This window comes from Acidimicrobiales bacterium (assembly GCA_035536915.1).
Lineage (GTDB): Bacteria > Actinomycetota > Acidimicrobiia > Acidimicrobiales > JAHWLA01 > JAHWLA01.
The window spans coordinates 73,599-96,367 of record DATLNE010000009.1 but is presented as its reverse complement, the minus strand read 5'-3'; the positions used below and the strand labels follow the sequence as shown (position 1 = coordinate 96,367).

General features: G+C 70.7%; 24 protein-coding genes. 8 read left to right on the top strand and 16 right to left on the bottom strand.

What is annotated here, in order from left to right:
* Positions 1-158: 158 nt before the first annotated feature.
* Both VM938_02580 and VM938_02575 read right to left on the bottom strand, forming a co-directional pair.
* Positions 159-422: a type II toxin-antitoxin system Phd/YefM family antitoxin gene (locus VM938_02580; protein HVF73911.1), complete on the bottom strand. Its 264-nt coding sequence runs from the start codon at positions 420-422 to the stop codon at positions 159-161.
* A gap of 61 nt (positions 423-483) precedes the next feature.
* Complete coding sequence (locus VM938_02575; GenBank protein ID HVF73910.1) at positions 484-2,436, bottom strand: thioredoxin domain-containing protein; 1,953 nt, start codon at positions 2,434-2,436, stop codon at positions 484-486.
* Positions 2,437-2,460: 24 nt separating this feature from the next.
* Between VM938_02575 and VM938_02570 the strand changes: the two genes are divergently transcribed.
* Complete coding sequence (locus tag VM938_02570; protein ID HVF73909.1) at positions 2,461-3,204, top strand: SDR family oxidoreductase; 744 nt, start codon at positions 2,461-2,463, stop codon at positions 3,202-3,204.
* Between the two features lie 54 nt (positions 3,205-3,258).
* Here the strand turns inward: VM938_02570 and VM938_02565 are convergent, their stop codons facing one another.
* From VM938_02565 to VM938_02555, 3 genes are read right to left on the bottom strand one after another with little or no spacing between them, the layout of a single operon-like run.
* Positions 3,259-5,364, bottom strand: coding sequence for a hypothetical protein (locus tag VM938_02565; protein ID HVF73908.1), 2,106 nt, complete (start codon positions 5,362-5,364; stop codon positions 3,259-3,261).
* Positions 5,365-6,111, bottom strand: a complete 747-nt coding sequence (locus tag VM938_02560; protein ID HVF73907.1) for a protein phosphatase 2C domain-containing protein — start codon at positions 6,109-6,111, stop codon at positions 5,365-5,367. It lies immediately after the preceding gene.
* Complete coding sequence (locus VM938_02555; protein ID HVF73906.1) at positions 6,111-6,941, bottom strand: vWA domain-containing protein; 831 nt, start codon at positions 6,939-6,941, stop codon at positions 6,111-6,113. The genes VM938_02560 and VM938_02555 overlap by 1 nt, the downstream gene beginning before the upstream one ends.
* Before the next feature lie 65 nt (positions 6,942-7,006).
* Here VM938_02555 and VM938_02550 point away from each other — a divergent pair, with 65 nt between their 5' ends.
* The gene (locus tag VM938_02550; GenBank protein HVF73905.1) at positions 7,007-8,425 is read left to right on the top strand and encodes a L,D-transpeptidase family protein; all 1,419 of its coding nucleotides are present in this window, start codon (positions 7,007-7,009) and stop codon (positions 8,423-8,425) included.
* A gap of 69 nt (positions 8,426-8,494) precedes the next feature.
* Here the strand turns inward: VM938_02550 and VM938_02545 are convergent, their stop codons facing one another.
* Positions 8,495-9,523 carry an AMP-binding protein gene (locus tag VM938_02545; protein HVF73904.1) on the bottom strand — a complete coding sequence of 343 codons (1,029 nt, stop codon included), beginning with the start codon at positions 9,521-9,523 and terminating at the stop codon, positions 8,495-8,497.
* 23 nt (positions 9,524-9,546) lie between these two features.
* Here VM938_02545 and VM938_02540 point away from each other — a divergent pair, with 23 nt between their 5' ends.
* Complete coding sequence (locus tag VM938_02540; protein ID HVF73903.1) at positions 9,547-10,413, top strand: 1,4-dihydroxy-2-naphthoate polyprenyltransferase; 867 nt, start codon at positions 9,547-9,549, stop codon at positions 10,411-10,413.
* On the opposite strand, the gene VM938_02535 is transcribed toward VM938_02540, so the two are convergent.
* The 8 genes from VM938_02535 to VM938_02500 all read right to left on the bottom strand — a co-directional run bounded on the left by VM938_02535 (position 10,366) and on the right by VM938_02500 (position 16,753).
* Positions 10,366-11,064 (bottom strand): alpha/beta fold hydrolase, encoded by a 699-nt coding sequence (locus VM938_02535; GenBank protein ID HVF73902.1) that lies wholly within the window; start codon positions 11,062-11,064, stop codon positions 10,366-10,368. The genes VM938_02540 and VM938_02535 overlap by 48 nt on opposite strands.
* A 20-nt stretch (positions 11,065-11,084) precedes the next feature.
* The gene (locus VM938_02530; protein ID HVF73901.1) at positions 11,085-12,305 is read right to left on the bottom strand and encodes an isochorismate synthase; all 1,221 of its coding nucleotides are present in this window, start codon (positions 12,303-12,305) and stop codon (positions 11,085-11,087) included.
* Positions 12,302-12,988 (bottom strand): ubiquinone/menaquinone biosynthesis methyltransferase, encoded by a 687-nt coding sequence (locus VM938_02525; protein HVF73900.1) that lies wholly within the window; start codon positions 12,986-12,988, stop codon positions 12,302-12,304. Before VM938_02525 ends, VM938_02530 begins: the two co-directional genes overlap by 4 nt.
* Positions 12,985-13,704: a MerR family transcriptional regulator gene (locus tag VM938_02520; GenBank protein ID HVF73899.1), complete on the bottom strand. Its 720-nt coding sequence runs from the start codon at positions 13,702-13,704 to the stop codon at positions 12,985-12,987. Before VM938_02520 ends, VM938_02525 begins: the two co-directional genes overlap by 4 nt.
* Positions 13,705-13,727: 23 nt before the next feature.
* Positions 13,728-14,591, bottom strand: coding sequence for an alpha/beta hydrolase (locus VM938_02515; protein HVF73898.1), 864 nt, complete (start codon positions 14,589-14,591; stop codon positions 13,728-13,730).
* Entirely contained in the window at positions 14,584-14,778 is a 195-nt protein-coding gene (locus VM938_02510; protein ID HVF73897.1) for a hypothetical protein, read from the bottom strand. Before VM938_02510 ends, VM938_02515 begins: the two co-directional genes overlap by 8 nt.
* 302 nt (positions 14,779-15,080) lie before the next feature.
* Positions 15,081-15,191, bottom strand: coding sequence for a VOC family protein (locus VM938_02505; GenBank protein ID HVF73896.1), 111 nt, complete (start codon positions 15,189-15,191; stop codon positions 15,081-15,083).
* Positions 15,192-15,196: 5 nt separating this feature from the next.
* Positions 15,197-16,753: an acyl-CoA synthetase gene (locus VM938_02500; protein HVF73895.1), complete on the bottom strand. Its 1,557-nt coding sequence runs from the start codon at positions 16,751-16,753 to the stop codon at positions 15,197-15,199.
* A gap of 118 nt (positions 16,754-16,871) precedes the next feature.
* On the opposite strand from VM938_02500, the gene VM938_02495 reads away from it, so the two are divergent.
* Positions 16,872-17,837, top strand: coding sequence for an LLM class F420-dependent oxidoreductase (locus VM938_02495; protein HVF73894.1), 966 nt, complete (start codon positions 16,872-16,874; stop codon positions 17,835-17,837).
* A 54-nt stretch (positions 17,838-17,891) separates the two neighbouring features.
* On the opposite strand, the gene VM938_02490 is transcribed toward VM938_02495, so the two are convergent.
* Both VM938_02490 and VM938_02485 read right to left on the bottom strand, forming a co-directional pair.
* Positions 17,892-18,350, bottom strand: a complete 459-nt coding sequence (locus VM938_02490; protein HVF73893.1) for a MaoC family dehydratase — start codon at positions 18,348-18,350, stop codon at positions 17,892-17,894.
* An 11-nt stretch (positions 18,351-18,361) separates the two neighbouring features.
* The gene (locus VM938_02485) at positions 18,362-19,111 is read right to left on the bottom strand and encodes an enoyl-CoA hydratase/isomerase family protein (protein HVF73892.1); all 750 of its coding nucleotides are present in this window, start codon (positions 19,109-19,111) and stop codon (positions 18,362-18,364) included.
* A 119-nt stretch (positions 19,112-19,230) separates the two neighbouring features.
* Here VM938_02485 and VM938_02480 point away from each other — a divergent pair, with 119 nt between their 5' ends.
* From VM938_02480 to VM938_02465, 4 genes are read left to right on the top strand one after another with little or no spacing between them, the layout of a single operon-like run.
* The gene (locus VM938_02480; GenBank protein HVF73891.1) at positions 19,231-20,001 is read left to right on the top strand and encodes an enoyl-CoA hydratase-related protein; all 771 of its coding nucleotides are present in this window, start codon (positions 19,231-19,233) and stop codon (positions 19,999-20,001) included.
* A gap of 9 nt (positions 20,002-20,010) precedes the next feature.
* A complete protein-coding gene (locus tag VM938_02475; GenBank protein ID HVF73890.1) occupies positions 20,011-21,168 on the top strand; it encodes an acyl-CoA dehydrogenase family protein in 1,158 nt (385 codons plus the stop codon).
* Between the two features lie 11 nt (positions 21,169-21,179).
* Positions 21,180-22,022: a 3-hydroxyacyl-CoA dehydrogenase family protein gene (locus tag VM938_02470; GenBank protein ID HVF73889.1), complete on the top strand. Its 843-nt coding sequence runs from the start codon at positions 21,180-21,182 to the stop codon at positions 22,020-22,022.
* A 44-nt stretch (positions 22,023-22,066) separates the two neighbouring features.
* Positions 22,067-22,714, top strand: a complete 648-nt coding sequence (locus VM938_02465; protein HVF73888.1) for a TetR/AcrR family transcriptional regulator — start codon at positions 22,067-22,069, stop codon at positions 22,712-22,714.
* The last annotated feature ends 55 nt before the right edge of the window (positions 22,715-22,769 follow it).

The following is a 22,769-nucleotide window of genomic DNA, read 5'->3' as shown; positions in this document are numbered from 1 at the left end:
ACGGTACTCCCGCAGCGCGCCAAGGAGCTTCTTCCCTAATGTCGGCTCGTTGTCTAGTCGTCGCAGGAGAATCTCCGCTTTCTCGCGGAGCTTCGGAGGAAGCTCCGCGAGGTCTTTTTGCGCACGATGGGTTAGTCGAACCATGTCAGAATCGCCGGTCAGAGTTCAACGATGCCCCCGTCAGATGCGTCGCTCTCCGCTTCCGTTAGGGCATCCATAGTGGCACGATCGGAAAGGATGTTGAGCGTCTCGATCATCGACTCATGTTCATCGTGGGCGAGAATTACCGCAACGGGTCTTCCGTGGCGCGTGATGACGAACTCTCGTCCGGTAGCACACACCTCATCGAGGATCTCGCTCAGGTTGTCACGCGTCTCGGTGAGGCTCGCGGTGTCGGCAACAGTTGGCTCGCGCGTGGGCATGAGACAACTGTACAGAACTCTGTACAGTTTGTCAAGGCCCTCAAGTTCGTCTCGGAGTCGTTCAGGCGAGTTGGCGGAGGAGGGTGTCGATGTCGGGGGCGGGGGACTGGCAGGCGTAGTTGCGGCACACGTAGGCCAAGCCGTCGGACCGGCTCTCCCACAGCGGTGACCCGTAGGGCTCGCCCCACGCCAGAACGGCGGTCGGCAGGTAGCGCTCCTGCACGGCCCGCACCAGGTCGGGGCGATCGCCCACCACGGCGACCTCGGTCACCCCGGTGACCACCAGGTCGACGGCGCCGAGCAGCCACGAGAACGCCGCCGGGTGGTGCTCCATGGGCTCGGCCAGCAGCGACAGCACGCCTCCGGCCGCGGCCGAGTACCGCTCGTCGCCGGTGAGGGCGGCGAGCCGCAACAGCGCCACGCAGGCCACCGAGTTGGCGGCAGGCGTGGCCCCGTCGAAGAGGTCCTTCTGCCGCACGATCAGCCGTTCGGCGTCGTGGCCGGTGGTGAAGAAGCCCGCACCGTCAGGATCGGCGAACAACGACAGCAACCCGTCGGCCACCTCCCGGGCCCGTTCGATCCACACCGCCCGGCCCGAGGCCTCGGCCAACCGCACGAACGCCTCCACCAACCACGCGTAGTCGACGGCGTACGCCAGCACCCGGGCCTCGCCGTCACGCTGCCACGATCGCAGCCACCGGCCGTCCGCCCGGCGCAACGTCGACCACAGGAACTCCGCTGTCTCTTCGGCCGTGCGCACCCACTCGTCACGGCCGAAGGCGGCCCCCGCCGAGGCCAGCCCGGCGACGAACATGCCGTTCCACTCGGTCACCACTTTGTCGTCGAGCCCGGGCCGCACCCGCTTCTCCCGCAACTCGAACTGCCGTTGCCGGGCCGCCTCCACCTCGGCGGGCCGCAGCAGGTCGCCTCGCACCGGCCGGTGCAGGATGTTGTGGCCCTCGAAGTTGCCCGACGTGGTGGCGCCGTACCACTCGACCAGCTCAGGCTCCAGGTCCTCGATGCGCCAGACGTAGAACTTGCCCTCTTCGCCTTCGGAGTCGGCGTCCTCGGCCGAGTACACGCCGCCTTCGGGCGACCGCAGGTCGCGCAGCACGTAGCCCACGGTCTCTTCCACCACCTGCTGGTAGCGGGCCTCACCGAAGGCCTGCCACGCGTGCAGGTACACCGACACCAACAAGGCGTTGTCGTAGAGCATCTTTTCGAAGTGGGGGACCATCCAGAAGGCGTCGACCGAGTAGCGGGAGAACCCGCCCCCGAGATGGTCGTAGATGCCGCCCGACGCCATGGCGTCCAACGTCGTCACCACCATCTGTTGCGTGTCGTCGCTTCGATTATGCGACCACGCCCGCAGCAACAACTCCAAGTTCGCCGGCATGGGGAACTTGGGCGCCCGCCCGAAGCCGCCCCATTCGGGGTCGAACGACGAGCGCAACGCGGCGTATCCCCGTTCCAAGAGCGCGGGCGCCACCGAGCCGCCCCCGGAACCCTCGACCGTGGTGCGCGACCGGACGGCCTCGGCCAGCTGGTCGGCCTGGGCCTCGACCTGCGGGCGCTCTGTGCGCCACGCCTCGGCCACCGCCTGCATGAGCTCCACGAAGCCAGGACGCCCGTGCATCGACCGAGGGGGGAAGTACGTGCCACCGAAGAACGGCCGGCCGTCCGGAGTCAGGAACACGGTCATGGGCCACCCGCCTTGGCCGGTGACGGCCTGCACCGCCTCCATGTAGACGGCGTCGACGTCGGGCCGCTCTTCCCGGTCGACCTTGATGTTGACGAACAGCTCGTTCATCACCGCCGCGGTGGCGGCGTCCTCGAACGACTCGTGAGCCATCACGTGGCACCAGTGGCAGGCCGAGTACCCGACCGACAACAGCACCGGCTTGTCCTCGGCCCGGGCGCGCTCGAAGGCCTCGTCGTTCCACGGGTACCAGTCGACCGGGTTGTCCGCGTGCTGGCGCAGATACGGGCTGGTTTCCGCCGCAAGCCGATTCATGGTGCCGAGCCTAGGGTGTCGCCCATGGAACTCAGACTGGACGGCAAGGTCGCGCTGGTCACCGGGGGATCACGGGGGATCGGCAAGGCGATTGCCGCCGCCTATGCCGCCGCAGGTGCCCGGGTGATGATCTCGTCGCGCAAGGAGGACGCCCTCAAAGAGGCGGCCTCGACCATGGCCGGCGAGGTCGAGTGGTTCGCCGCCAACGCGGGCGACGAGGACCAGGCCGCGGCGTGCGTGGCCGCCACCGTCGACCGCCTGGGCGGGCTCGACATCCTGGTGAACAACGCCGCCACCAACCCCTACATGGGCCCGCTCGTCGACATCGACCGCGGGCGGGCCGAGAAGACGACGCAGGTCAACCAGTGGGGGATCGTGCTGTGGTCGCAGCTGGCGTGGCGGGCCACCATGGAGGAACGAGGCGGGTCGATCGTCAACCTGGCGTCCATCGGCGGCATGTCGGTGGAGCCGTTCATCGGCTACTACAACGCCACCAAGGCGGCTGTCGTCCACCTGACCAAGCAGTTGGCCGCCGAGCTCGGTCCCAAGGTGCGGGTCAACGGGCTCGCCCCCGGGTTGGTCAAGACCGACTTCGCCCGCGCCCTGTGGGAGCCCGCTGGCGATGCCGTCGCCGCCCGACTCCCGTTGAAGCGCCTGGGCGAGCCCGAGGACATCGCCAACGCCGCCTTGTTCCTCGCCTCCGACGCCGCCTCCTGGATGACCGGCCACACCATGGTCATCGACGGCGGCGCCTTGGTCACGCCCTGACGTTCTGGTCCGTAGATCCGGCGCCCTGGCGCCGGATCTACGGACCAGAACCCGTCAGCGGCGGACGAGCAGGCGCACGTAGGCGCTCGGGGTGAGGTGTTGGGCGTCACCCGCGTCGTGCTCCGCCGCCTGCAGGCGGAACTGCGCCTCGGCGGCGTCCTTGCGGGCGCGGCCGAGCTCCCGGTCGATCTCCAGCCGGCGGGCGGCGGCGGCCATCTGGGCCCGCTGCAACTCCTCGCCCCGGCGCGCCCGTTGTGCCGCCAACGCGGTGCGCGCTTCGTCGGCCCGCTGGGTGGCGGCGGCGCGGGCGGCGGCGGCCTCGGCCTCCAAGGCAGCCCGCTTGTCGGCGTAGGCGGCCCGGATGGCCGCAGCCCGGTCGACCGGCAGCCGGCTTGGCAGCAGGTCGGCGTACTGGGCCTCGGTGCGCCGACGCCATGCCAACAGGGTGCGCGCCTCGGCCTCACCCAACGACGCCGAGCGCACCCGTCGCCCGTCGGGCCGCACCACGAACACCTCGTCGTCCACCACCACGTCGGCGATGTCGGCCGCCGTGCGGATGTCGTCGAGGGCCAGCCCGTAGACCACCTTGTCGGTGATGCCGGGGAGCTTGGCCTGCACCACCCGGTGGTTGGCCAACTCGACGTCGAGCACCTGGGCGTGCAGCGCCTGCAGGGCGTCGTCGGCCTCCGCCCGCTCGGCACGCGACACGTCCTGTTCCCGGGCGGCGACATCGGCCACCGCCCGCTTTAACTCGTCGTCCACGACTTGCAGCTCGGCCTGCTCGCGTCGGCGGAAGTCGTCCTCCAGGCGAGCGAACGCTGCCGCCGCCTGTTGCTCTTCGGCGTCGACCGCAGCGCGAGCGGCGGCCAGCGAGTCGACCCGCCGTTGGGCGGCCTCGGCGGTCGCGCGCCGAGCGGTCAACGCTGCCTGTTGCGGCTTCGACGCCTGCACCGAGGGCAGTGCGTGGAACTGCCGCAACAGCAGTCGCGCCGCGCCCGCAGCGCCGACCAGCGCGGCAGCGACGGCCGCGCCCGCAGGCACGACACCCGCGACGCCTAAGAAGGGGACCGCGGCGAGCAGCGCCAACGCAGCGGTCAGTGACCGCCGGTGCCGGTCGACCTCCGGGCCGAACGCCGCTTCCACGGCGAGGGACGCGACCGGCGCCACTGCGACAGGCGCAGGGGCAGGAGGCGCGGCAACGGTGGCCGTGCGCAGCACTTCGAGCAGGGTGCGTTCTTGAGTGCCGCCCAAGTGCAGCGCGGGCGGGGCGGCCCGCATCGACAACGGCTCCACCTCGGCGACCGGCAACGCCACTTGCCGACGCAGCGCCGACGCCAACGCCCCCAAGCGCGCATCGCCGCTCGACTCGAAGCAGGCGAAGGCCTCGGAACGATCGGGGTCGGCGAAGTCGGCGGCCCGGAACAGCAGGCACTCGTCGCCGCCGTCGAGGCGTCCCCACAGGAGGGGGTCGATCGACAGCGCGGCGAGCGAGGCGTAGACGACCCACGAGGGGAAGGCGTCGAGGTAGGGGCCGAAGTCGTCGAGCGTGCGCCCAGGGTGGGCGTAGTTGCGATGGCCCAGTTCACTGCTGTGCAACCGCATGCGCGCCATCTCGGGCACGTACATGCCGTCGTAGTCGACCAGCCGGATGTCGCCGCCGGGTGCCACCAGGATGTTGCCGTGCTGCAGGTCGCCGTGGGCTATGCCCGCAGCCCGCAGCTCACCGACCACGGCCGCGAAGCGGGCCGCTACGTACGAGAGCGCAGCGGTGTCCCAGAGGTGCGCCTCCACCCACGGCAGCAACGGGGTCGCTTCCGACCAGTCCATCTTCACGATGGGCTGCCACGTGTCGCCCACCAACACCCCTTCGGGTTGGAAGTCGACGCCGACCTTCCACGTGCCGTCGACCTTGCCGAGCCGCTGCGCCACTGCCGCGTACCGGGCCGACAACGTCTCGTAGCGCCGCACGAAGCACCGCACGGCATAGGCACGGCCCGACGGCGCCGTCACCTTGAACACCGACGCCACGTTGCCGCTCACCGGGCGGGGCAGTCCCAGCGCCGACAGCTCGACAGCGCCCGCCGCCAGTTCGGGGTCGCGGAACGACTCCTCGGGGAACTGCAGGGCTTCGAGGTAGTCGGCGCCGCGGGGCCCGTCCATCTACGCCACCACGATGCGCACGACGGTGGCGTCGTCGTTGCGCAAGGTCCGGTCGGCCCGCCGGGCCGCGGCCCAGTCGGGGAACTGCACGGCGCCCAGTCCGGCGAGCTCGTCCCACGGCGCGCCGCCTCCCTCGTGCGAGCGCAGGAACCACGCCGCCACCGCGTCGGTAGCGAGGAAGAAGGTGTCGCCCGTGCGCCAGTCGCCGCGTTCGACTTCTGCAGCGGGTGCGTCGGTGCGGCTCGGCACCAGTGTGGGCGTGTTGTCGAACTCGCTCGACGACTTCAACGGGAAGGCGCTCAACAGGTCGCCGCCGCGCACCTGGAACAGGCAGCTGTCTCCCAGCCCAGTGGCTTCCCACTCGCCGCTCGACGGCGACTTGGTGGAAAAGGCGACCCCGAGCAAGGTGGCGAAGGCGCCGCGCTCCAATCCCGGTTCCTCGAACCACTGGATGGGGCGGTCGGTGCGGTCGCGGTCTTCGAGGTAGGCGGCCAGCTCCACGTCCCACGCGCCCTTGGCCAACTCCAAGATCTGCGAGAGAGAACGGCGCCGGGCCTTGCACCACGTGCGCACGAGCAGCCCGGCCCACAGTCCGGCCAACATCGACTCGCTGGCGCCGTCGGCCACCGCGAAGCGCAACCGGCGGGCGTGGCGGGGGCCGTCGGCGGGCGGGTAGAAGGCGTCCTCGTACTGGGCCACCGTGCTGCCCGCGCGTGGCACCCACAGCGTGGACACGGATACGCGCATTAGCGCAGGTCCATCACCTGGGTGCCGACATCGAGGAACTGCACGATGCTGGAGATGTCGGCGTTGAAGGCGAAGCCCCGCGCCCCGTCCGACATCGACACGTCGCGCCGCACAGCCGCGTTGCGCATGTCGTCGGGCAACGGGCTCGACATGCGGAAGAGCAGCCGGGCGTAGTCGTCGGGCAAGTGGTCGTCGCCGGAGGGGAACACCACCGGGTCGCTCTGGTCCGACGACAGGTGGAGGTTGAACAACAAGACGTTGCCGTCGGTCGAGCCCAGCCCGCGCAGGGCGGCGGCGGCGGGCGACGGGTCGCCGTCGGTGGACTCGCCGTCGGTGACGTTGACCACGATGGGCGGGAAGGCGCCGGGGTGCTCGGCCAGCCACCGAGCCAGCACGGTGCGGGCCAGCGTGAGCGCGCCGGTCATCGGCGTGTCGCCGAAGGCCACGGGCGAAAACCACGTGGGCACTTTGACGGCCAAAGCCGAACGCCCTCGGCTGGCCGGGCGGGTGCGCTCCTCGACCCGAGCGGGCTGGGCAGCTACCTCACTCAGCGGCACCAGGTCGCGTCCGGCCAAGGCGCCGTCGAAGATGGGGCCGACCTTGGCGCCGTAACCGATGACGCCGACGTGGAAGTAGTCGCGGACGCCGTCTTCTTTGGCGCACTTGATCGACAGCTCCGAGAGCAGGCGGTTGACGGCGTCGGCCACGGCCTCGGCCTTCTGCATGGGCACGTCGCCGCCACCGATGGGGTCCCGCATCGATTCCGACTGGTCGATGAGGAACAAGAAGCACGTCGGGTTGGCGCGACTGATCTCAGCCGAATAGGGCATGCCCTTCTATCGGCCGATGAACGGGTGTTCCTTACCGGTCGGTACCATGCACCGCCGTGTCCCGTATGCGCGCCCTCGTCCTGATCGTCGCCGTCGTCGCTTCGACGCTTCTCTTACCGGCCTACGCCGAGGGCGGCGGCGACCCCACGGTCTTCACCTTCGGCTCCGCCCCCTTCCACGGCTCCACCGAGGGCACCCGCTTGGCCTCGCCCATCGTGGGCATGGCACCGGCCGCCGGCAACGGCTACTGGTTGGTGGCCTCCGACGGCGGCATCTTCACCTTCAACGCCCCCTTCCACGGCTCCGCCGGCCACCTGCCGCTGAACAAGCCGATCGTGGCCATGGCCGCCCATCCCAGTGGCACGGGCTACTGGTTGGTGGCCTCCGACGGCGGCATCTTCACCTACGGCAGCGCCGCTTTCTACGGCTCCATGGGCGGACAGCACCTCAACCAGCCCATTGTCGGCATGGCCTCGACCCCCGACGGCGGCGGCTACTGGCTGGTGGCCCGTGACGGCGGCATCTTCACCTTCGGCAACGCCGCGTTCTACGGCTCCATGGGCGGCACGAGGCTGAACCAGCCGGTCGTCGGCATGGCCGCCCACCCGAGCGGCGGCTATTGGATGGTGGCCTCCGACGGCGGCATCTTCGCCTTCAACGCCCCCTTCCTGGGCTCCACCGGCTCGATCAAGCTGGTGCGGCCCATCACCTCGATGGCCACCACCCCCACGGGGAACGGCTACTGGATGGCGGGGGCCGACGGCGGCGTGTTCACCTTCGGCGACGCAGGCTTCTACGGCTCGGGCTCGGGCCGGGTGCCGCCGGGCAAGAAGGCCGTCGCCATCGCCGCGGTGCCGACCGGCGGCGGCTACTGGATCGCCTCGGGCGCCGACATCATGGCGCCCGGCTCGCTGGGCCACTCGGTGCAGGCGGTGCAACAACGCATGTACGAGCTGGGCTACTGGGTGCCCGTCGACGGCCAGTCGGGCTTCTTGATGCAACAGGCCACGTGGGCCTTGCAGAAGGCCGCCGGGTTGCCGCGCACCGGCACGATCGGCGGTGCCGAACGCAGCGCCCTGGAGCGAGCCGTGCGCCCGCCCGTGCGGAGCCGCAGCGGCTACGCGGTGGAGATCGACAAGTCGCGCCAGATCATCACCGTGGTGCGCGACGGCCAACCGCTGTGGATCTTCAACACCTCCACCGGCAACGGGGACCGCTACCGCACCGAGGGCGGCACCGCGGTGGCCCGCACGCCGGAAGGCTCGTTCTCCATCTACCGGCACATCAACGGGATGCGCACATCCGACCTGGGCAACCTGTGGCGGCCCAAGTACTTCACCGGCGGCTACGCCATCCACGGCTCGCCCAGCATCCCGCCGTACCCGGCCTCCCACGGCTGCGCCCGCGTCTCCAACGGCGCCATCGACTTCATCTGGGCGGCGAACCTCATGCCGCTGGGCACGCCCGTCTTCGTCTACTCCTAGCCCCCACGACCCGAAGTTGTGTACGGATCGCGCCGTAAAACGGCGCGATTGCTACGCAACTTCGGGGGGTTACAACTCGGCGCGGCGGACCTTGCCGATCGCGGTGCGGGGGAGGGCGTCGACCACCTCCACCTCCCGCGGCGCGCACCAGGCGGGCAGCCGTTCCTTGACCCAGCCGCGCAGGCTGTCAAGGCTCGGCGGCTCGCCTGCAGGCACGACGACGGCCACCACCCGTCGGCCCCATTCGTCGTCGGGACGGCCCACCACGGCCACGTCGGCCACCTGGGGATGGGTGCGCAGCACTGCTTCCACGGGAGCCGGCCACACCTTCTCGCCACCGGTCACGATGACGTCGCCCATGCGGCCCTCGATGTGCACGCGCCCGTCCTCGAAGCGCCCGGCGTCGCCGGTGGGGAACCAACCCTCGCCGTCCTTGGGGTCGGCGCCGTCGCGGTAGCAGCGCAGCAGCATCGGCCCCCGCAGCCACACCTGCCCGTCGTCGTCGACCCGCACCTCCACGCCGTCGAGGGGCACGCCGTCGTAGGCGACGCCGCTGCCGGCCTCGGTCAGGCCGTACGTGCGCAGCACGTTGGGCGGCCGGTCCCGACGCCAGTCGGCCGAGCCGCCCACCAGCACGGCCCGGAAGCGCGTCACGTCCATGCGCTCGACCTGCGTGGGCACCAACGACACCAACGTGGCGGCGGGGTCGTCGACGTCGAAGGTCAGCGCGGTGCCCGTCACCATGGCCCGGGTCACCACCGACAGCCCGCCGATGTGGGCCAACGGCAGGCACGCCAGCCACCGGTCGCTGTCGTCCACGCCCAGCCGCTGCGACGCCGCCGTCGCCGATGCCGCCACCGCGCCATGGGTGAGCACGACCCCCTTGGGCTCGCCGGTCGACCCGCTGGTGGGCACCACCAGGGCGTCGCCGTCCTCCACCGCCTCGCCGACTCGCATCGACGCCAGCACAGCCTCCACGGCGGGCCGGGAGAGGCGGGGGTCGACGGGCAAGGCGGCGTCGCCGGCGTCCCACACCCGCCGCAGGGCGGACACGAAGTCGGGCGCCAGGGTGGCGTCGAGGGGAACCAGCCGGGGCACCGCCGGTAGGGTAGCCGGCCGACATGCGCAACAACTCTCCGTGGGTGGCCGGCGCCCGCCCCCGCACCCTGCCCGCCGCCGTCGTCCCTGTCCTCGTCGGCACCGCCATTGCGCATGCCGGAGGCATCGTCGTGTGGTGGCGGGCCGCCGCCGCCATGGTCGTGGCCCTGGCCATCCAGGTCGGCACCAACTACGCCAACGACTACAGCGACGGCGTGCGCGGCACCGACGACGCCCGCGTCGGCCCGGTGCGATTGGTGGCGGCCGGGCTGGCTACGCCCACTGCGGTGAAACGGGCCGCCATCGCCGCCTTCGCCGTGGCCGGGGCCGTCGGGCTGCTGCTGTCGCTGGCCGTCGACCCTCGTCTGCTGCTCGTGGGCGCGGCGTCCATCGCCGCAGGCTGGCTCTACACCGGGGGGCCACGCCCTTACGGCTACGCGGGCATGGGCGAGGTGTTCGTCTTCGTATTCTTCGGGCTCGTGGCCGTCATCGGATCGGCCTACGTGCACCTCGAGCGGGTGCCGTTCCTGGCCCTGCTCGCTGCTGTGCCCGTGGGGCTGTTGGCCACCGCCCTGCTCGTGGTGAACAACCTGCGCGACATCCCCGGCGACACCGCCGCAGGCAAGCACACGCTGGCCGTGCGCATCGGCGACGACGCCACCCGGCTGCTGTACGTGTCGTGCGCAGTGGCGCCCTTCGTGCTGGCCCTGCCCGTGGCCATGATGGAACCGGCCGCCGCCGTCGTGCTGCTGGCCATCTGGTTCGCCGTGCGCCCGGTTCGCACCGTGCTGGCGGGCGAGTCGGGGCGCGGCCTGGTGGCCGTGCTTCAGGACACGGCCCGGCTACAGCTGGCCTTCGGCGCCCTCTTCGCCTTCGGCATCGCCCTGTAGGAAGGGTTCCACGACCTCCCGGAAGGCAGTCGGCTCTTCCAAGTGGGCGGCGTGGCCCGCGCCCGGAACCACGGCGAAGCGGGCGTTGGTGCCGATGGCCTCGGCCATGCGCCGGCCGATGGCGATGAACTTGTCGTCTCGTTCGCCCGCCACCACCAACACCGGCATCGACAGCGCGGGCAGCCGGTCCCACAACGGCTCTTGCACCCCGGTGCCGAGCCTGCGCAGGCAGGCGGCCAGGATGCCCGGGTCGCGCCGCCGGGGGCCGGGTTCGGGCAGCCCGCCGAACATGGGGTGCGAGAGCCACCGTTCGAGGAAGGCGTCCACGCCGTCGCGGTCGATGTCGTCGGCCAGCCGTTCGTCGGCTTGGCGCCGGGCCGCCCGCTCCCGCTCGTCTTCGATGCCGGCGGTGGCGCCCAACACGACCAGCCGCTCCACCGCTTCCGGTGTGGCCAGCGCCAGGTGCAGGCACAGGCGCCCGCCCATGGAGTAGCCCACGTAGGCGGCAGGGCCGTACTGCTCGCCGATGTGTCGAGCGGTGGCCCACAGGTCGTCGTGGGGCACGACGTCGATGGCGGTGCCGTCGAGCACGCCGTCCCACGACGCGGCCGTCTGGGTGAACCCGTGCACGAGGACGACGGACTGCGGCATCGCCTCCGACGCTAGTGGCGCTACGGGCGTACGACGGCGGCCAGCAGCGCCTGCAGCTTCAGCTGCGTCTCGGCCAGCTCGGCGGCCGGGTCGGAGTCGGCCACCACCCCCACGCCTGCGAACAGCCGAGCGCTGCTGCCGTCGAGCTCGGCGGAACGGATGCCTACCGCGAACTCCCCGTCGCCGTTGCCGTCGACCCACCCCACGGCCCCTGCGTACCGGCCACGGTCGAGCCCTTCGAGCTCGGCGATCAGTGACAACGCCTCACGGGTGGGCGTGCCGCCCACCGCGGGCGTGGGGTGGAGCAGGGCGGCCAAGGTCAACGCGTCGGGACCGTCGGGGTGCAACCGTCCGACGATGGCCGTGCCCAGGTGCGACACGTTGCGCAAGGGCACGATCGACGGGCCTTCCGGCACTTCGAGGACTTCGCAGTGCGGCGTCAGCGCGGCGGCCACCTCCTCCACCACCAGCCGGTGCTCCCACCGGTCCTTCTGCGACCCCAGCAACGCTTCGGCCAGCGCGTCGTCGGCCGCCGGGTTGCCGCTGCGGGGGATGGTCCCGGCCAACGGGTGCGAGCGAACCGTCGTCTCACATCGTGAGATGAGAATCTCAGGGCTGGCGCCCACGAAACCCTCGACGGAGAAGAGCCGGCACGAGGGGTACAGCGTGCGCAGCCGGCCGAGCACGTCGACGGGCAGGATCGGGCGGTTGGCCTCCACCCGCACCTCGCGGGCCAGCACCACCTTGTCGAGCCGCCCGCTGCGGATGACCTCGACCGCCCGGGCCACGGCCTCGCACCAGTCCTCGTGCGATCGCACCGCGTCGAGGGTGAAGCGGTCGGGAGGCCGCCGTTCGACCGGCATCGGGGCCGTCTCTTCGGGCCATCCGGCGACGGTCGTCATCCACGACGTGCCGTCGGCGGCGCGCCCGACCACCGTGGCCGGGATCACCATCGAGCCTTCGGCATCGGGGTCGAAGGGCAGTGCCCCCATGGCGACGGGCCCGCAGCCGGGCAGGCCCACGTCGTCGTGCGAGGAGATGGAGTGCAGCGCCCGGGTCACCCGCTCGGGCAGCTCGGCCAAGCGGCCGCTGATGCGCATGGCCACGCCACGTCCGGCCAAGCCCGCGCCGTCGTGTTCGTAGAGCAGCCCGTCGTCGCCCGCGAAGGCGGCGAGGTCGACCGGCCTGTCGAGGGCCACCGTTCGCACTGTCAGCCCACGGAGTGTGCGGGCCACGGTCATGCGGGCCTCCTCGTGGCAGTCAGCAGTTGGCTGATGCCGCCGCTGAGCAGTCGTCGTTCCACGGCGTCGAAGCCCGCCGCCGCGAGCAGGGCCAGCAACTCAGGGGGTGGCGGCAGGTACGCCACCGACTTCGGCAGGTACTGGTAGGCGGCCCCGTCCGACAACAGAGCACCGATGCGGGGCACCACCTTGCCGAAGTAGACGGCGTGGCCTTTGCGCAACACCGGGTTGGCAGGCTCCGCCACCTCCAGCAAGGCGATGCGCCCGCCGGGTCGCACGACACGGGCCAACTCGGCGAAGAAGGGCTCCAACGCCACGAAGTTGCGCAGGGCGAACCCGCACGTGACGCCGGCCACCGAACCGTCGGGCACGGGGAGCCGAAGGGCGTCGGCTTGCACCAGCGGTGCCGTGGTACGGGCATGGGCGAGCATGCCCCACGACATGTCGACGCCGACCGGTTGCAACCCGGCGGCGGTGAGCTCGCGGCACAGGTCGCCCGTGCCCGCAGCCAGGTCGAGCACCACTGCGCCCGGGGGCAGGCCGAGCGATCGCACCGACAGGCGCCGCCACCACACGTCGAGGCGGAAGGTCATGATGCGGTTCACCAAGTCGTAGCGAGGCGCGATGGCGTCGAACATGTCGCGCACGGCCCGGACCTTGGCCTCGCCCTGGGGCAGGTTCATCGTGCGCTCCTCACGGCCGCGAGCTCGGCCTCGTCGCCCACTCGTTCGATGTGTTCCTGGGCCACCGCCAGCAAGGTGCGGGTGAAGTGGTGGCCGACCAACGACGCCGTCGCCGGCAGCAGCGTCTGGAAGGCGTCGACCAACCGGGCGGCGGCCTCCTCGTCGGGAAGGCCCGAGGTGCGCAGCGGCCGGCGTACGTGCTCGTCGAACAGCGCCACGGCCTGCTCGGCCACCGCCCGCATGGCGGCGTGGTGGGCACGGGCCAGGTCGAGGACTTCGGGCAGCGGCAGCCCCTGCTCCAACAGCGTGAGCCCGGCCCGGGCCACGGCCACGTCGTCGGCGGTATAGCCGTCGCGACGGGGGACGAGCAGGCCCTCGCGCTCGACCGCCTGCAGCAGCGGCAAGGGGATCCCGCTGCGCTCGGCCAGTTCCTCGAGCGAGAACGACTCCGCCGTCGGCGGCTCGGCCACCGCGGTGACCAAGGCCTCGTCGGCGGCGTCGAGCTCGCCCGAGAGCAGCCGGCGGATGACCGCCAGGGTGAGGCCCCGGGCCTGCAGCCGCCGGATGCGGTCGAGGCGGTCAAGGTGGTCGCCGCCGTACCACGCCACCCGCCCCTCCCGTCGCGGCGGGGGCAGCAGCCCCTTCGACTGGTAGAAGCGCACCGTGTCGACGGAGACGTCGGCGGCGGCGGCCAGCTCGTCTACCCGATAGTCCACACTCGCATTGTACGAGTGAATGCTCAGAGATTGTCCAAGAAGGCGAGCAAGGCCCGGTTGAACGCCTCCGGTTGTTCCTGCTGCGTCCAGTGGCCGCAGTCCTCGATGAGCACGGTGTCGCGCAGGTTGGGCACCCGCGCCTCCATGCCTTCGGCCATGGCCGGGCGCAGCACGGGGTCGTGTTCGGCGGTGACCATGAGGGCGGGCGCCTGCACCAGTTCGGGGAGGTCGGCGGCCAGCTCCCAGTTGCGGTCCATGTTGCGGTAGTACTCGATGGGCGGCCCCACGGCGCCCATCGCGCCGAACACCTCGACGTATCGGTCGAGCACGTCGTCGGGGAAGGCTTCGAAGCGATGGGTGGCCGGGCCGCGGAAGACGCCGGTCAGCCACGCCCGCACGTCGGAGCCGAGGAACCACTCGGCCGGGCCACGCTCTTGGAACTGCACGATGTAGTTGGGGCGGGGGAGGAACTGGCGCATGAGCTCGACCGGCGCTGTCGGCGGGCGGGCGAAGTCGGGGGTGTTGACCCCGACCACGGCACGGGTGCGTTCGGGGAATCGGCGGGCGAAGGGCCAGGCCAACAGCCCGCCCCAGTCGTGGCCGACGATCACGGCGTCGTCGTGGCCCAGCGCGGTGACGGCGCCGGCCAGGCACGTGTTGACCCAGCGTTCGTCGTAGACGACATCTGGCTTGTCGCTGCGGCCGTAGCCGGGCAGGTCGACGGCCACCGCGTGGTAGCCGGCGTCGGCCAGCACGGGGAGTTGGTGGCGCCACGACCACCAGAACTCGGGCCACCCGTGTACCAACAACACCAGCGGCCCGTGCTGCGGCCCGGCCTCGACGGCGAACAGCGTGATGCCGTTGGTGACGAGGTAGCGCTCACGCATGGGGCTGCTCGACGTCGCAGTGCTTGCAACGCGGGTAGGCCCGAGACGTGGGCCGTCCGCAGGCGACGCACAGGTAGGCGCTGATCTCGCCCCGCCGCAGCCGCTTGATGCTCGACCAGAGCATGCCGCCGACAGCGATCACGAACAGCAACTCGAGCCCGTCGCGCACCAGGGTGTCCCCATCCATCGGGGACACCCTGGCACATCGTTACTGCGGTGGGCCGGCGCCGGCGGCGGCAGTGACAGCAGGAGCGGGAGGACGCTTTGCGTCGACTTCCGCACCCGGTCGGCGCGGCCGGGGCGCCGAAAGCAGGCGGCCGATGCGCTCACGCACGAGCGCGTCGTGGACGAAGGGGTGGGACTGCATTGGTGATCTCCTCTCGACGGGTCGGGTTACGCGGCCGACATCGAGAGCGGCCGCAGAAGGTGTTGTACGTGGCCGGTCACGAGAGGAGATACAAGCGGAGCGGCGCCGCCCGCGCCAACGAATTACGGCAGCGCCCGCAGCACGCAGAACTCGTTGCCCTCGGGGTCGGCGAGCACCACCCACGACTCCTCGCCGGTTTGGCCGACGTCGGCCCGGGTGGCCCCGAGGCCCAACAGGCTCAGCCCGCCACGGCCTTGGCCCAGCGGTAGTCGGGCTTGCCCGAAGGGGAGCGCACGACCTCGTCGACCACGACCAGGCCGCGGGGCACCTTGTAGGCGGCCAGCGACTCCCGGCAGTGCTCGGCCAACTCGTCGAGCCCCGGCGGCTCCGCGCCCGGGCGGGGCGCCACGATGGCCACCACCCGCTCCCCCCAGCGCTCGTCGGCCACGCCGACCACGATGGCGTCGAAGACGGCGGGGTGGGCCTTGAGGCACGACTCCACCTCTTCGGGGTGGACCTTCTCGCCGCCGGTGTTGATGCTGACCGACCCCCGGCCGAGCACGCTCACCGTGCCGTCCGCCTCCAGCCGGGCGCGGTCGCCGGGCACGGCCCACCGCACGCCGTCGACCACGGGGAAGGTCTGGGCCGTCTTGGCCTCGTCCTTGTAGTAGCCGAGGGGGATGGGGCCGGTGCGGGCCACCCACCCGACCTCGCCGGGCTGCACCGGGCGGAAGTCGTCGTCGAGCACGGCGGTGCTTCCGTCGCCCATGACGAAGCGGGTGGGCATGGCGGGCACGCCGGCGACGGCCACCATCTGTCCCTGCCCGCCGGTCTCGGAGGCGCCGAAGCCGTCGACGACGATGACGCGGGGGAGGAGGCGCAGGAGGTCGGCCTTCACCGAGGGCGACAGGATGGCGCCGCCCGACAGGATGACGGTGAGGGCGGGCAGCTTCCACCGGTTGGGGTGCTGTTCGAGGGCGTCGACCAGTGGACGGGCGAAGGCGTCGCCCACGATGACGAGGAACGAGATGCGCTCGTCGTCGGCCAACTGCCACACGCTGACCGCATCGAAGCCCGGGTTGCGGTTGACGACGATGGTGCCGCCCACCAGCAGCACCTGCCACGCCATCCAGTGGGCGGCGCCGTGCATGAACGGCGGCGCGGCCAGGCACCGGTGGAAGCCCGCTTCGGCCCGAGCGGCGATCTCGCCGGGGTAGCGCAGGGGCGGCCCCCCCGGGTTGCCGCTGCCCAGGGCGCCGAAGAAGAGGTCTTCGTGGCGCCACATCACCCCCTTGGGCATGCCGGTGGTGCCGCCCGTGTACAGGATGTAGAGGTCGTCGGCCGAGCGGGGCCCGAAGTCGCGCACCGGCGAGGCGGCAGCCACCGCTGTCTCGTACTGCTCGCCCCGCTGGAGCCGGGGGACGGTGACGCCCGCCTCGTCGAGCACGTCGGTCAGCTCGGGCTCGGTCACCACCGCGACGATGTCGGCGTCGCTGAACAGGTAGCGCAACTCGTCGGCCACGTAGCGGTAGTTCACGTTGATGGGAACGGCGCGCAGCTTGAAGCAGGCCAGCATGGCTTCGAGGTACTCGTTGCCGTTGAACAGGTGGAGCCCGACGTGGTCGCCCTGTTTCACCCCGAGGTCGGCCAGCACGTGGGCCAGGCGGGTGCCCCGTTCGTCGAAGTCGCCGAAGGTGAACCGCCTGCCTTCGCAGACGACGGCCTCCCGGTCGGCGATGGCGTCGGCGGCCGTCTCCAACAAGTCGGCCAGGTTGTACTCGATGTCCCCACCCATGATCGGTCGGCATCGTAGGGCGAACCCGCCAGCTCGCAGTAGTTGCCAAGCAAGCCATTTGCCAGTTGTGCGCGGTGGGCCGGGCACAACTGGCAAGTGACGGCGTTAGGGTCGGCGCATGGACCGTCCGCTGACATTCGGTGTCTTCGCTCTGCAGGGCTGGAAGATGGAGCTGGCTTCGATCGACGGGGCCGCGGCCAAGTGGGACCGGATCGTCGACCTCGCCGTCCTGGCCGAGGAGCTGGGCTTCGACTCGCTGTGGGTCTACGACCACGTGCACAACGTGCCCAAGCCCGCCCACGAAGCGGTCTTCGAGTGCTGGACCACCCTGGCCGCCCTCAGCCAGCGCACCACCCGCATCCGCCTGGGCCAGATGGTCGGGTGCAACTCGTACCGCAACCCGGCCCTGCTGGCCAAGATCACCTCCACCCTCGACGTCATCAGCGGCGGACGCCTCGACTGGGGCATCGGGGCGGGCTGGTACGAGAACGAGTACAAGGGCTACGGCTACGACTTCGGCGCCCCCAAGGAACGCATCGGCATGCTGGCCGAAGCCGTCGAGATCGTGCGCAGCATGTGGACCGAAGCCGAGACCACCTACGACGGCCGCTACTACACACTGCAGCGGGCCAACTGCGACCCCAAGCCGCTCCAGCAGCCTCACCCGCCCGTGCTCGTGGGCGGCGGGGGCGAGCAGCTCACCCTGCGGGTCGTCGCCCGCCTGGCCGACCGGGCCAACTGGGGCGGCAACCCCGAGCAGTGGGCCCACAAGCGCGAGGTCCTCAAGCAGCACTGCAAGGACGTGGGCCGTGACGAAGACGAGATCGAAAAGACGTGGTCGCCCGAGATCTTCATCCGCGAGACGGAGGCAGAGGTCGAGGCTGCGGGCACCAAGTCGCTGTGGCGTGAGCCTGTCGAGAGTTGGAAGGCGGGCAACCTGGTCGGCACCCCCGAGCAGGTGGCCGACAAGATCCGGCAGTACACAGCCCTGGGCTGCACCTCGTTCATGCCCTGGTGCTCCGACTATCCCTCGGAGGAAACCTTGCGCCTGTTCGCACAGGTGGCCGCAGAAGTCAGGGGCTGAACTCGGGCAGGCCGATGTGTGACGTCGCTTCGCGCACGGCCACCCCGGGCGTGGCTAGCTGTAGTAGCGGTAGACCACTTGGGCCACGCAGGCCGGCTTGTCCTGGCCCTCGACCTCGAACACCGCGTCCAGCGCCACCTGGGCGCCGCCGGGGATGTCCTCGACGCTCGCCAGTGTGGCGCCCGCCCGCAGCTTCGACCCCACGGGAACCGGGGACGGGAACCGCAGCTTGTTGATGCCGTAGTTCACGCCCATCTTCACCCCGTCGACCCGCAGCACCTGGCCCAGCAGCGGCGGCGCCAGCGAGATCGTCAGGTAGCCGTGGCCGATGGGGCCGCCGAACGGGCTTTCCTTGGCCGCCCGCTCGGGGTCGACGTGGATCCACTGGTGGTCGCCGGTGGCGTCGGCGAACTGGTTGACCCGCTCCTGGGAGACCTCCATCCAGTCGGAGTAACCGAGGTGCTGCCCGACCAGGGTCTTGAGCTCGTCGAGGTCCTTCGCTGTCGTCGTCACGACGAACGAAACTAGTGGTTGCTGTTGCCGTAGCCCATCGCCGCCACGGGGAAGCGCAGGAACTCCAGGGCCAACCCCTGCTCGAACACCGGGTTGAAGGCCCCGCGGAGCCACTGCTGCAGTGTGCGCTTGGTGCCCTGCACCGCGCCTGCCGGGTACGACGCCACCTGCCGTGCCAGTTCCATGGCCCGGGCGAAGGAGTCGCCGGTGTCGACCACCTCGCTCACCAGGCCCATGCGCTCGGCCTCGGTGGCGTCGAAGGAGTCGCCGGTGAGCAACCACTTCTTGGCCCGCATGAGCCCGATCGACGGCGGCCACTCGAACGGCCCGGTGGCACTGACTACGCCGACCTTCACGTGCGGGTCGCCGAAGGTCAGGTGCCGCTCGGCCACCACGATGTCGCACAGCATCATGAGCGACAGGCCCGAGCCCGATGCCGTGCCGTTCAGGGCCACCACGATCGGCTTGTCGAAGTTCATCCAGGTGCTGAACACCTCACGCGACCGGTCGTAGTAGCCGGCGGCGTCGAAGGGGTCGTCGCCGTGGTGCGCGCCCCCGCAGAACGTGTCGCCTGAGCCGGTCAGCAACACCACCTTGATGTCGTCGTCGGCCGCCAGCTCCTCGATCACCGCAGTGATCTCCCACTCGTCGGCCAACGCCCAGCGGTTGCCGTTGTCGGGCCGATTGAAGCGCACCACGGCCACGCCGTCGGTGGGCTCGTCGACCTTGAAGAACGAAAACCTCTGCGTCTGGATCCCCATGGCCGGACCATAAACCGACCGGCCCCGGCTTGTCTAACAAATGTTTGGTAGTTCTTGACCGCCGCCGCACTCGCTCGGTACTTTCAAACGAACGTCCGTTAGGTCGAGGAGGCGAGCGCGTGGGAGCACTGGTGCAGCGGGAGCGGCGAGGACCCGTCGAGGTCGTCGCCCTCAACGACCCCGACCGCATGAACGCCTTGAGCCTTGACCTGCTGCACCAGCTCGACGCCGCCATGGTCGACATCGCGGGCGACGACCGGATCGGCGCGGTGGTCGTGACCGGAGCGGGCGGCAAGGCGTTCTCCGCAGGCGCCGACCTTGCCTCCCTCATCCCGGTGGTTACAGAGCAGGGCCTCGCCGCCTTGTTCCCCGATCCCTCGGAACGCTTCTTCAGCCGCGTCGAAAAGCCGATCGTGGCCGCCGTCGAGGGCTTCTGCCTGGCCGGCGGCTTCGAGGTCATGCTCGGCACCGACCTGCGGGTGGCGGGGGAGAGCGCCACTTTCGGCTTGCCCGAGGTGCGTTGGGGGCTGGTGCCCGTCGGCGGGTCGCACGTGCGCGTGCCGCTGCAGGTGCCGTGGGCCGTCGCCATGCAACTGCTGCTCACCGGCCGGCCGATCCCGGCCCAGCGGGCCTACGAGGTCGGGCTCGTCAACGAGGTGGTGCCCGACGGCACCGCCTTGGAGCGGGCGGTGGAACTGGCCGAGCAGATCACCGCCAACGGCCCGCTCGCCGTTCGCATGGCCAAGCGCATCGCGGTGGAGACACTGGGCCTCGACGCCGCCTTCCGCACCGAGGCGGCCATGGGTGATCCCGTGTTCAAGAGCGCCGACGCCCAGGAAGGGCCGCGGGCGTTCGTGGAGCGCCGGCGTCCCCAGTTCACCGGCCGGTAGAGGAGCGACATGAGCATCGAGCACAACGAGACGCGCCAAGCCGTGCGAGAAGTGGTCAAGGGCGTCACCGACCGCTTCGACCGCCGGGAGTTCGTGCGCCGGGCTCGCGACGGCGAAGGCGTCGACGACGTGTGGGAGACACTGGGCGAGCTGGGCCTGCTGGGCATGGGCGTGCCCGAGGAGTACGGCGGCAACGGCGGCGGCATGACCGGGCCGGTGGCCGTCATCGAGGCGCTGTCGCAGGCGGGCACGCCGCCCGTGTTGGTGCTGCTCACCGCCTTCGCCCGCATGGCCATCCTGCGCCACGGCACCGAGGAGCAGATTCAGCAGTTCGTCGCACCCACGTGCACCGGCGAGGTGAAGCTGTGCTTCGCCATCACCGAGGCCGACGCCGGCACCAACAGCTTCCGCATGGAGACCTTCGCCGAACAGGACGGCGACGTCTACCGGATCAACGGCCAGAAGATCTTCATTTCCGGCGCCGACCAGGCCACCCACATGATGGTGGTGGCCCGCACCACCCGCCTGCGCGACACCGACGACAAGCGGGTCGGCCTGTCGTTGTTCGTCCTGCCCATGGACTCGCCGGGCCTGGAGCTCCAGCAGATGGACATCGACCTCCATTCGCCCGAGCACCAGTTCTTCGTGTTCCTCAACGACGTCGAGGTGCCCGCGGCCAACCTGGTCGGCACCCGCGACGAAGGGCTGCGGGCGTTGTTCGACGCCCTCAACCCCGAGCGGTTGCTGGTCTCGGCGTGGGCGCTGGGGCTGGGCGACCACGTGCTGGCCAAGGGCGTGGAGTACGCGTCCACCCGGGCGCCGTTCGGCACGCCCATCGGGTCGTACCAGGCGGTGCAGCACCCGCTGGCCCGGGCCAAGGCGCACCTGGAGGCGGCCCGCCTCATGCTCTACAGCGCTTGCGACACCTACGACGCAGGCGGCGATGCCGGGTGGGCGGCCAACATGGCCAAGCTCCTGGCGTCGGAGGCGGCCAACGAAGCCGTCGACGCGGTGATGCAGGCCCATGGGGGCAGCGCCTTCGACCGCGACACCGACGTGATCACCCTGTGGCCGATGATCCGGCTGCTGCGCATCGCGCCGGTCAACAACGAGATGGTCCTCAACTACCTCGCCGAGCGCGTGCTCGGCCTGCCCAAGTCGTACTAGGAGGAACACCAGTGGACATCAAGCGCGTGGCCGTCGTCGGCGCCGGGATCATGGGCCGCGGCATCGCCCAGGTAGCGGCCGACTCCGGCTTGGAGGTCACCCTTGTCGACGTCTCCCACGAGGCCCTGGAAGGCGCCCGCGGCCGCATCGCCCGCGGCCTCGGCCGCAAGCTGTCGGACGACGAGGTCGAAGCGGTGCTCGCCCGCATCTCGCTGAGCACCGACCTGGAGCAGGCGGGCGCCGAGACCGAGCACGTCATCGAAGCGGTGACCGAGGACATCGAGCTCAAGCGCAGCTTGTTCACACGGCTCGACCGGGCGTGCGGTCCTGACGTCATCCTGGCCACCAACACCTCGCAGTTCTCGATTACCTCGATCGCCGCGGCCACCGAGCGGCCCGACCGCGTCATCGGCACGCACTGGTTCAACCCGCCGCCCGTCATGCGCCTCATCGAGGTGGTGCGGGGCGAGCTCACCTCCGACGAGACGCTGGCCACCACGCTGGAACTGACGGCCCGCTTCGGCAAGGAGACGATCGTCTGCCAGAAGGACACCCAGGGCTTCGTCACCTCCCGCCTGATCATGCTGTTCCTGCTGGAAGCGGCCCGCATCTACGAGGAGGGCATCGCCTCGGCCGAAGACATCGACAAGGCGTGCAAGCTGGCGTTCAACCACGCCATGGGACCGCTCACCACGGCCGACTTCAGCGGGCTCGACACCTTGTTGCGGGGTTCGGAAGCCATGACGGCCAACTACGGCGAGCGCTTCCGGGCGCCGCAGACGTTGCGTCGCCTTGTCAACGCGGGCCAACTCGGCCGCAAGAGCGGCAGCGGGTTCCACCCCGCGCCCGCCTAGCCGCCTACGCTCTTTCACTGCGCGGGCCGAAGGAGAGAAAACGGATGGCGTCGGACAGGTACGGCGAGATCGTCGAGGCGGCGACGGCGCTTTTCAGCAAGAAGGGTTACGAAGCCACCAGCGTGCGCGACATCGCGGACGCGGTGCAGTTGAAGCCGGGCAGCCTCTACGCGCACATCCGCTCGAAGGAAGACCTGCTCGCCGTCATCATCGAACGGGTCACCGACGCCTTCTTCGAGCGGGCCGAGACAGCGCTGGCCGACGAGAGCCTGTCGGTGGCCGAACGGCTGCGTGCGTTCCTGCTCGCCCACCTGCAGACCATCGCCGACAACCTGGCGTCGGCCACCGTGTTCCTCCACGACTGGGAGGGCCTCGACGAGGTTCGCCGCACCCAGGCGCTCGAGCGCCGGGCCGAGTACGAGCGGCGGCTGAAGAAGCTGATCCGCGAGGGGATCGACAACGGGGAGTTCCGGGAGGTCGACCCGGGCATGACGGCCAAGGCCGTGCTGTCGTTGGGGAACTGGACCTACACCTGGTACTCGCCCAAGGGCCGCATGAACATCGAACAGGTCGTCGACGCCTACTTCGACCTGCTGCTGGCAGGGCTGACGAGCGGGGCCAAGCCCCGCCGCCGCCCCACCAACGGGAACGGCGCCACCCCGCGCCGCACCCGCCGCGTCGCCGCCCGCTAGGCGCCGCCCCGCCCTCACCCCTCGAAGTTGTGTAGGGATCGCCCCGTTTTCCGGC

What these genes read in the sequence shown, in the direction of transcription:
- VM938_02580 (HVF73911.1), bottom strand. Translation starts at nt 422, where the DNA reads ATGCCCACGCGCGAGCCAACTGTTGCCGACACCGCGAGCCTCACCGAG.
- VM938_02575 (HVF73910.1), bottom strand. Translation starts at nt 2,436, where the DNA reads ATGAATCGGCTTGCGGCGGAAACCAGCCCGTATCTGCGCCAGCACGCG.
- VM938_02570 (HVF73909.1), top strand. Translation starts at nt 2,461, where the DNA reads ATGGAACTCAGACTGGACGGCAAGGTCGCGCTGGTCACCGGGGGATCA.
- VM938_02565 (HVF73908.1), bottom strand. Translation starts at nt 5,364, where the DNA reads ATGGACGGGCCCCGCGGCGCCGACTACCTCGAAGCCCTGCAGTTCCCC.
- VM938_02560 (HVF73907.1), bottom strand. Translation starts at nt 6,111, where the DNA reads ATGCGCGTATCCGTGTCCACGCTGTGGGTGCCACGCGCGGGCAGCACG.
- VM938_02555 (HVF73906.1), bottom strand. Translation starts at nt 6,941, where the DNA reads ATGCCCTATTCGGCTGAGATCAGTCGCGCCAACCCGACGTGCTTCTTG.
- VM938_02550 (HVF73905.1), top strand. Translation starts at nt 7,007, where the DNA reads ATGCGCGCCCTCGTCCTGATCGTCGCCGTCGTCGCTTCGACGCTTCTC.
- VM938_02540 (HVF73903.1), top strand. Translation starts at nt 9,547, where the DNA reads ATGCGCAACAACTCTCCGTGGGTGGCCGGCGCCCGCCCCCGCACCCTG.
- VM938_02535 (HVF73902.1), bottom strand. Translation starts at nt 11,064, where the DNA reads ATGCCGCAGTCCGTCGTCCTCGTGCACGGGTTCACCCAGACGGCCGCG.
- VM938_02530 (HVF73901.1), bottom strand. Translation starts at nt 12,305, where the DNA reads ATGACCGTGGCCCGCACACTCCGTGGGCTGACAGTGCGAACGGTGGCC.
- VM938_02525 (HVF73900.1), bottom strand. Translation starts at nt 12,988, where the DNA reads ATGAACCTGCCCCAGGGCGAGGCCAAGGTCCGGGCCGTGCGCGACATG.
- VM938_02515 (HVF73898.1), bottom strand. Translation starts at nt 14,591, where the DNA reads ATGCGTGAGCGCTACCTCGTCACCAACGGCATCACGCTGTTCGCCGTC.
- VM938_02510 (HVF73897.1), bottom strand. Translation starts at nt 14,778, where the DNA reads ATGGATGGGGACACCCTGGTGCGCGACGGGCTCGAGTTGCTGTTCGTG.
- VM938_02500 (HVF73895.1), bottom strand. Translation starts at nt 16,753, where the DNA reads ATGGGTGGGGACATCGAGTACAACCTGGCCGACTTGTTGGAGACGGCC.
- VM938_02495 (HVF73894.1), top strand. Translation starts at nt 16,872, where the DNA reads ATGGACCGTCCGCTGACATTCGGTGTCTTCGCTCTGCAGGGCTGGAAG.
- VM938_02485 (HVF73892.1), bottom strand. Translation starts at nt 19,111, where the DNA reads ATGGGGATCCAGACGCAGAGGTTTTCGTTCTTCAAGGTCGACGAGCCC.
- VM938_02475 (HVF73890.1), top strand. Translation starts at nt 20,011, where the DNA reads ATGAGCATCGAGCACAACGAGACGCGCCAAGCCGTGCGAGAAGTGGTC.
- VM938_02465 (HVF73888.1), top strand. Translation starts at nt 22,067, where the DNA reads ATGGCGTCGGACAGGTACGGCGAGATCGTCGAGGCGGCGACGGCGCTT.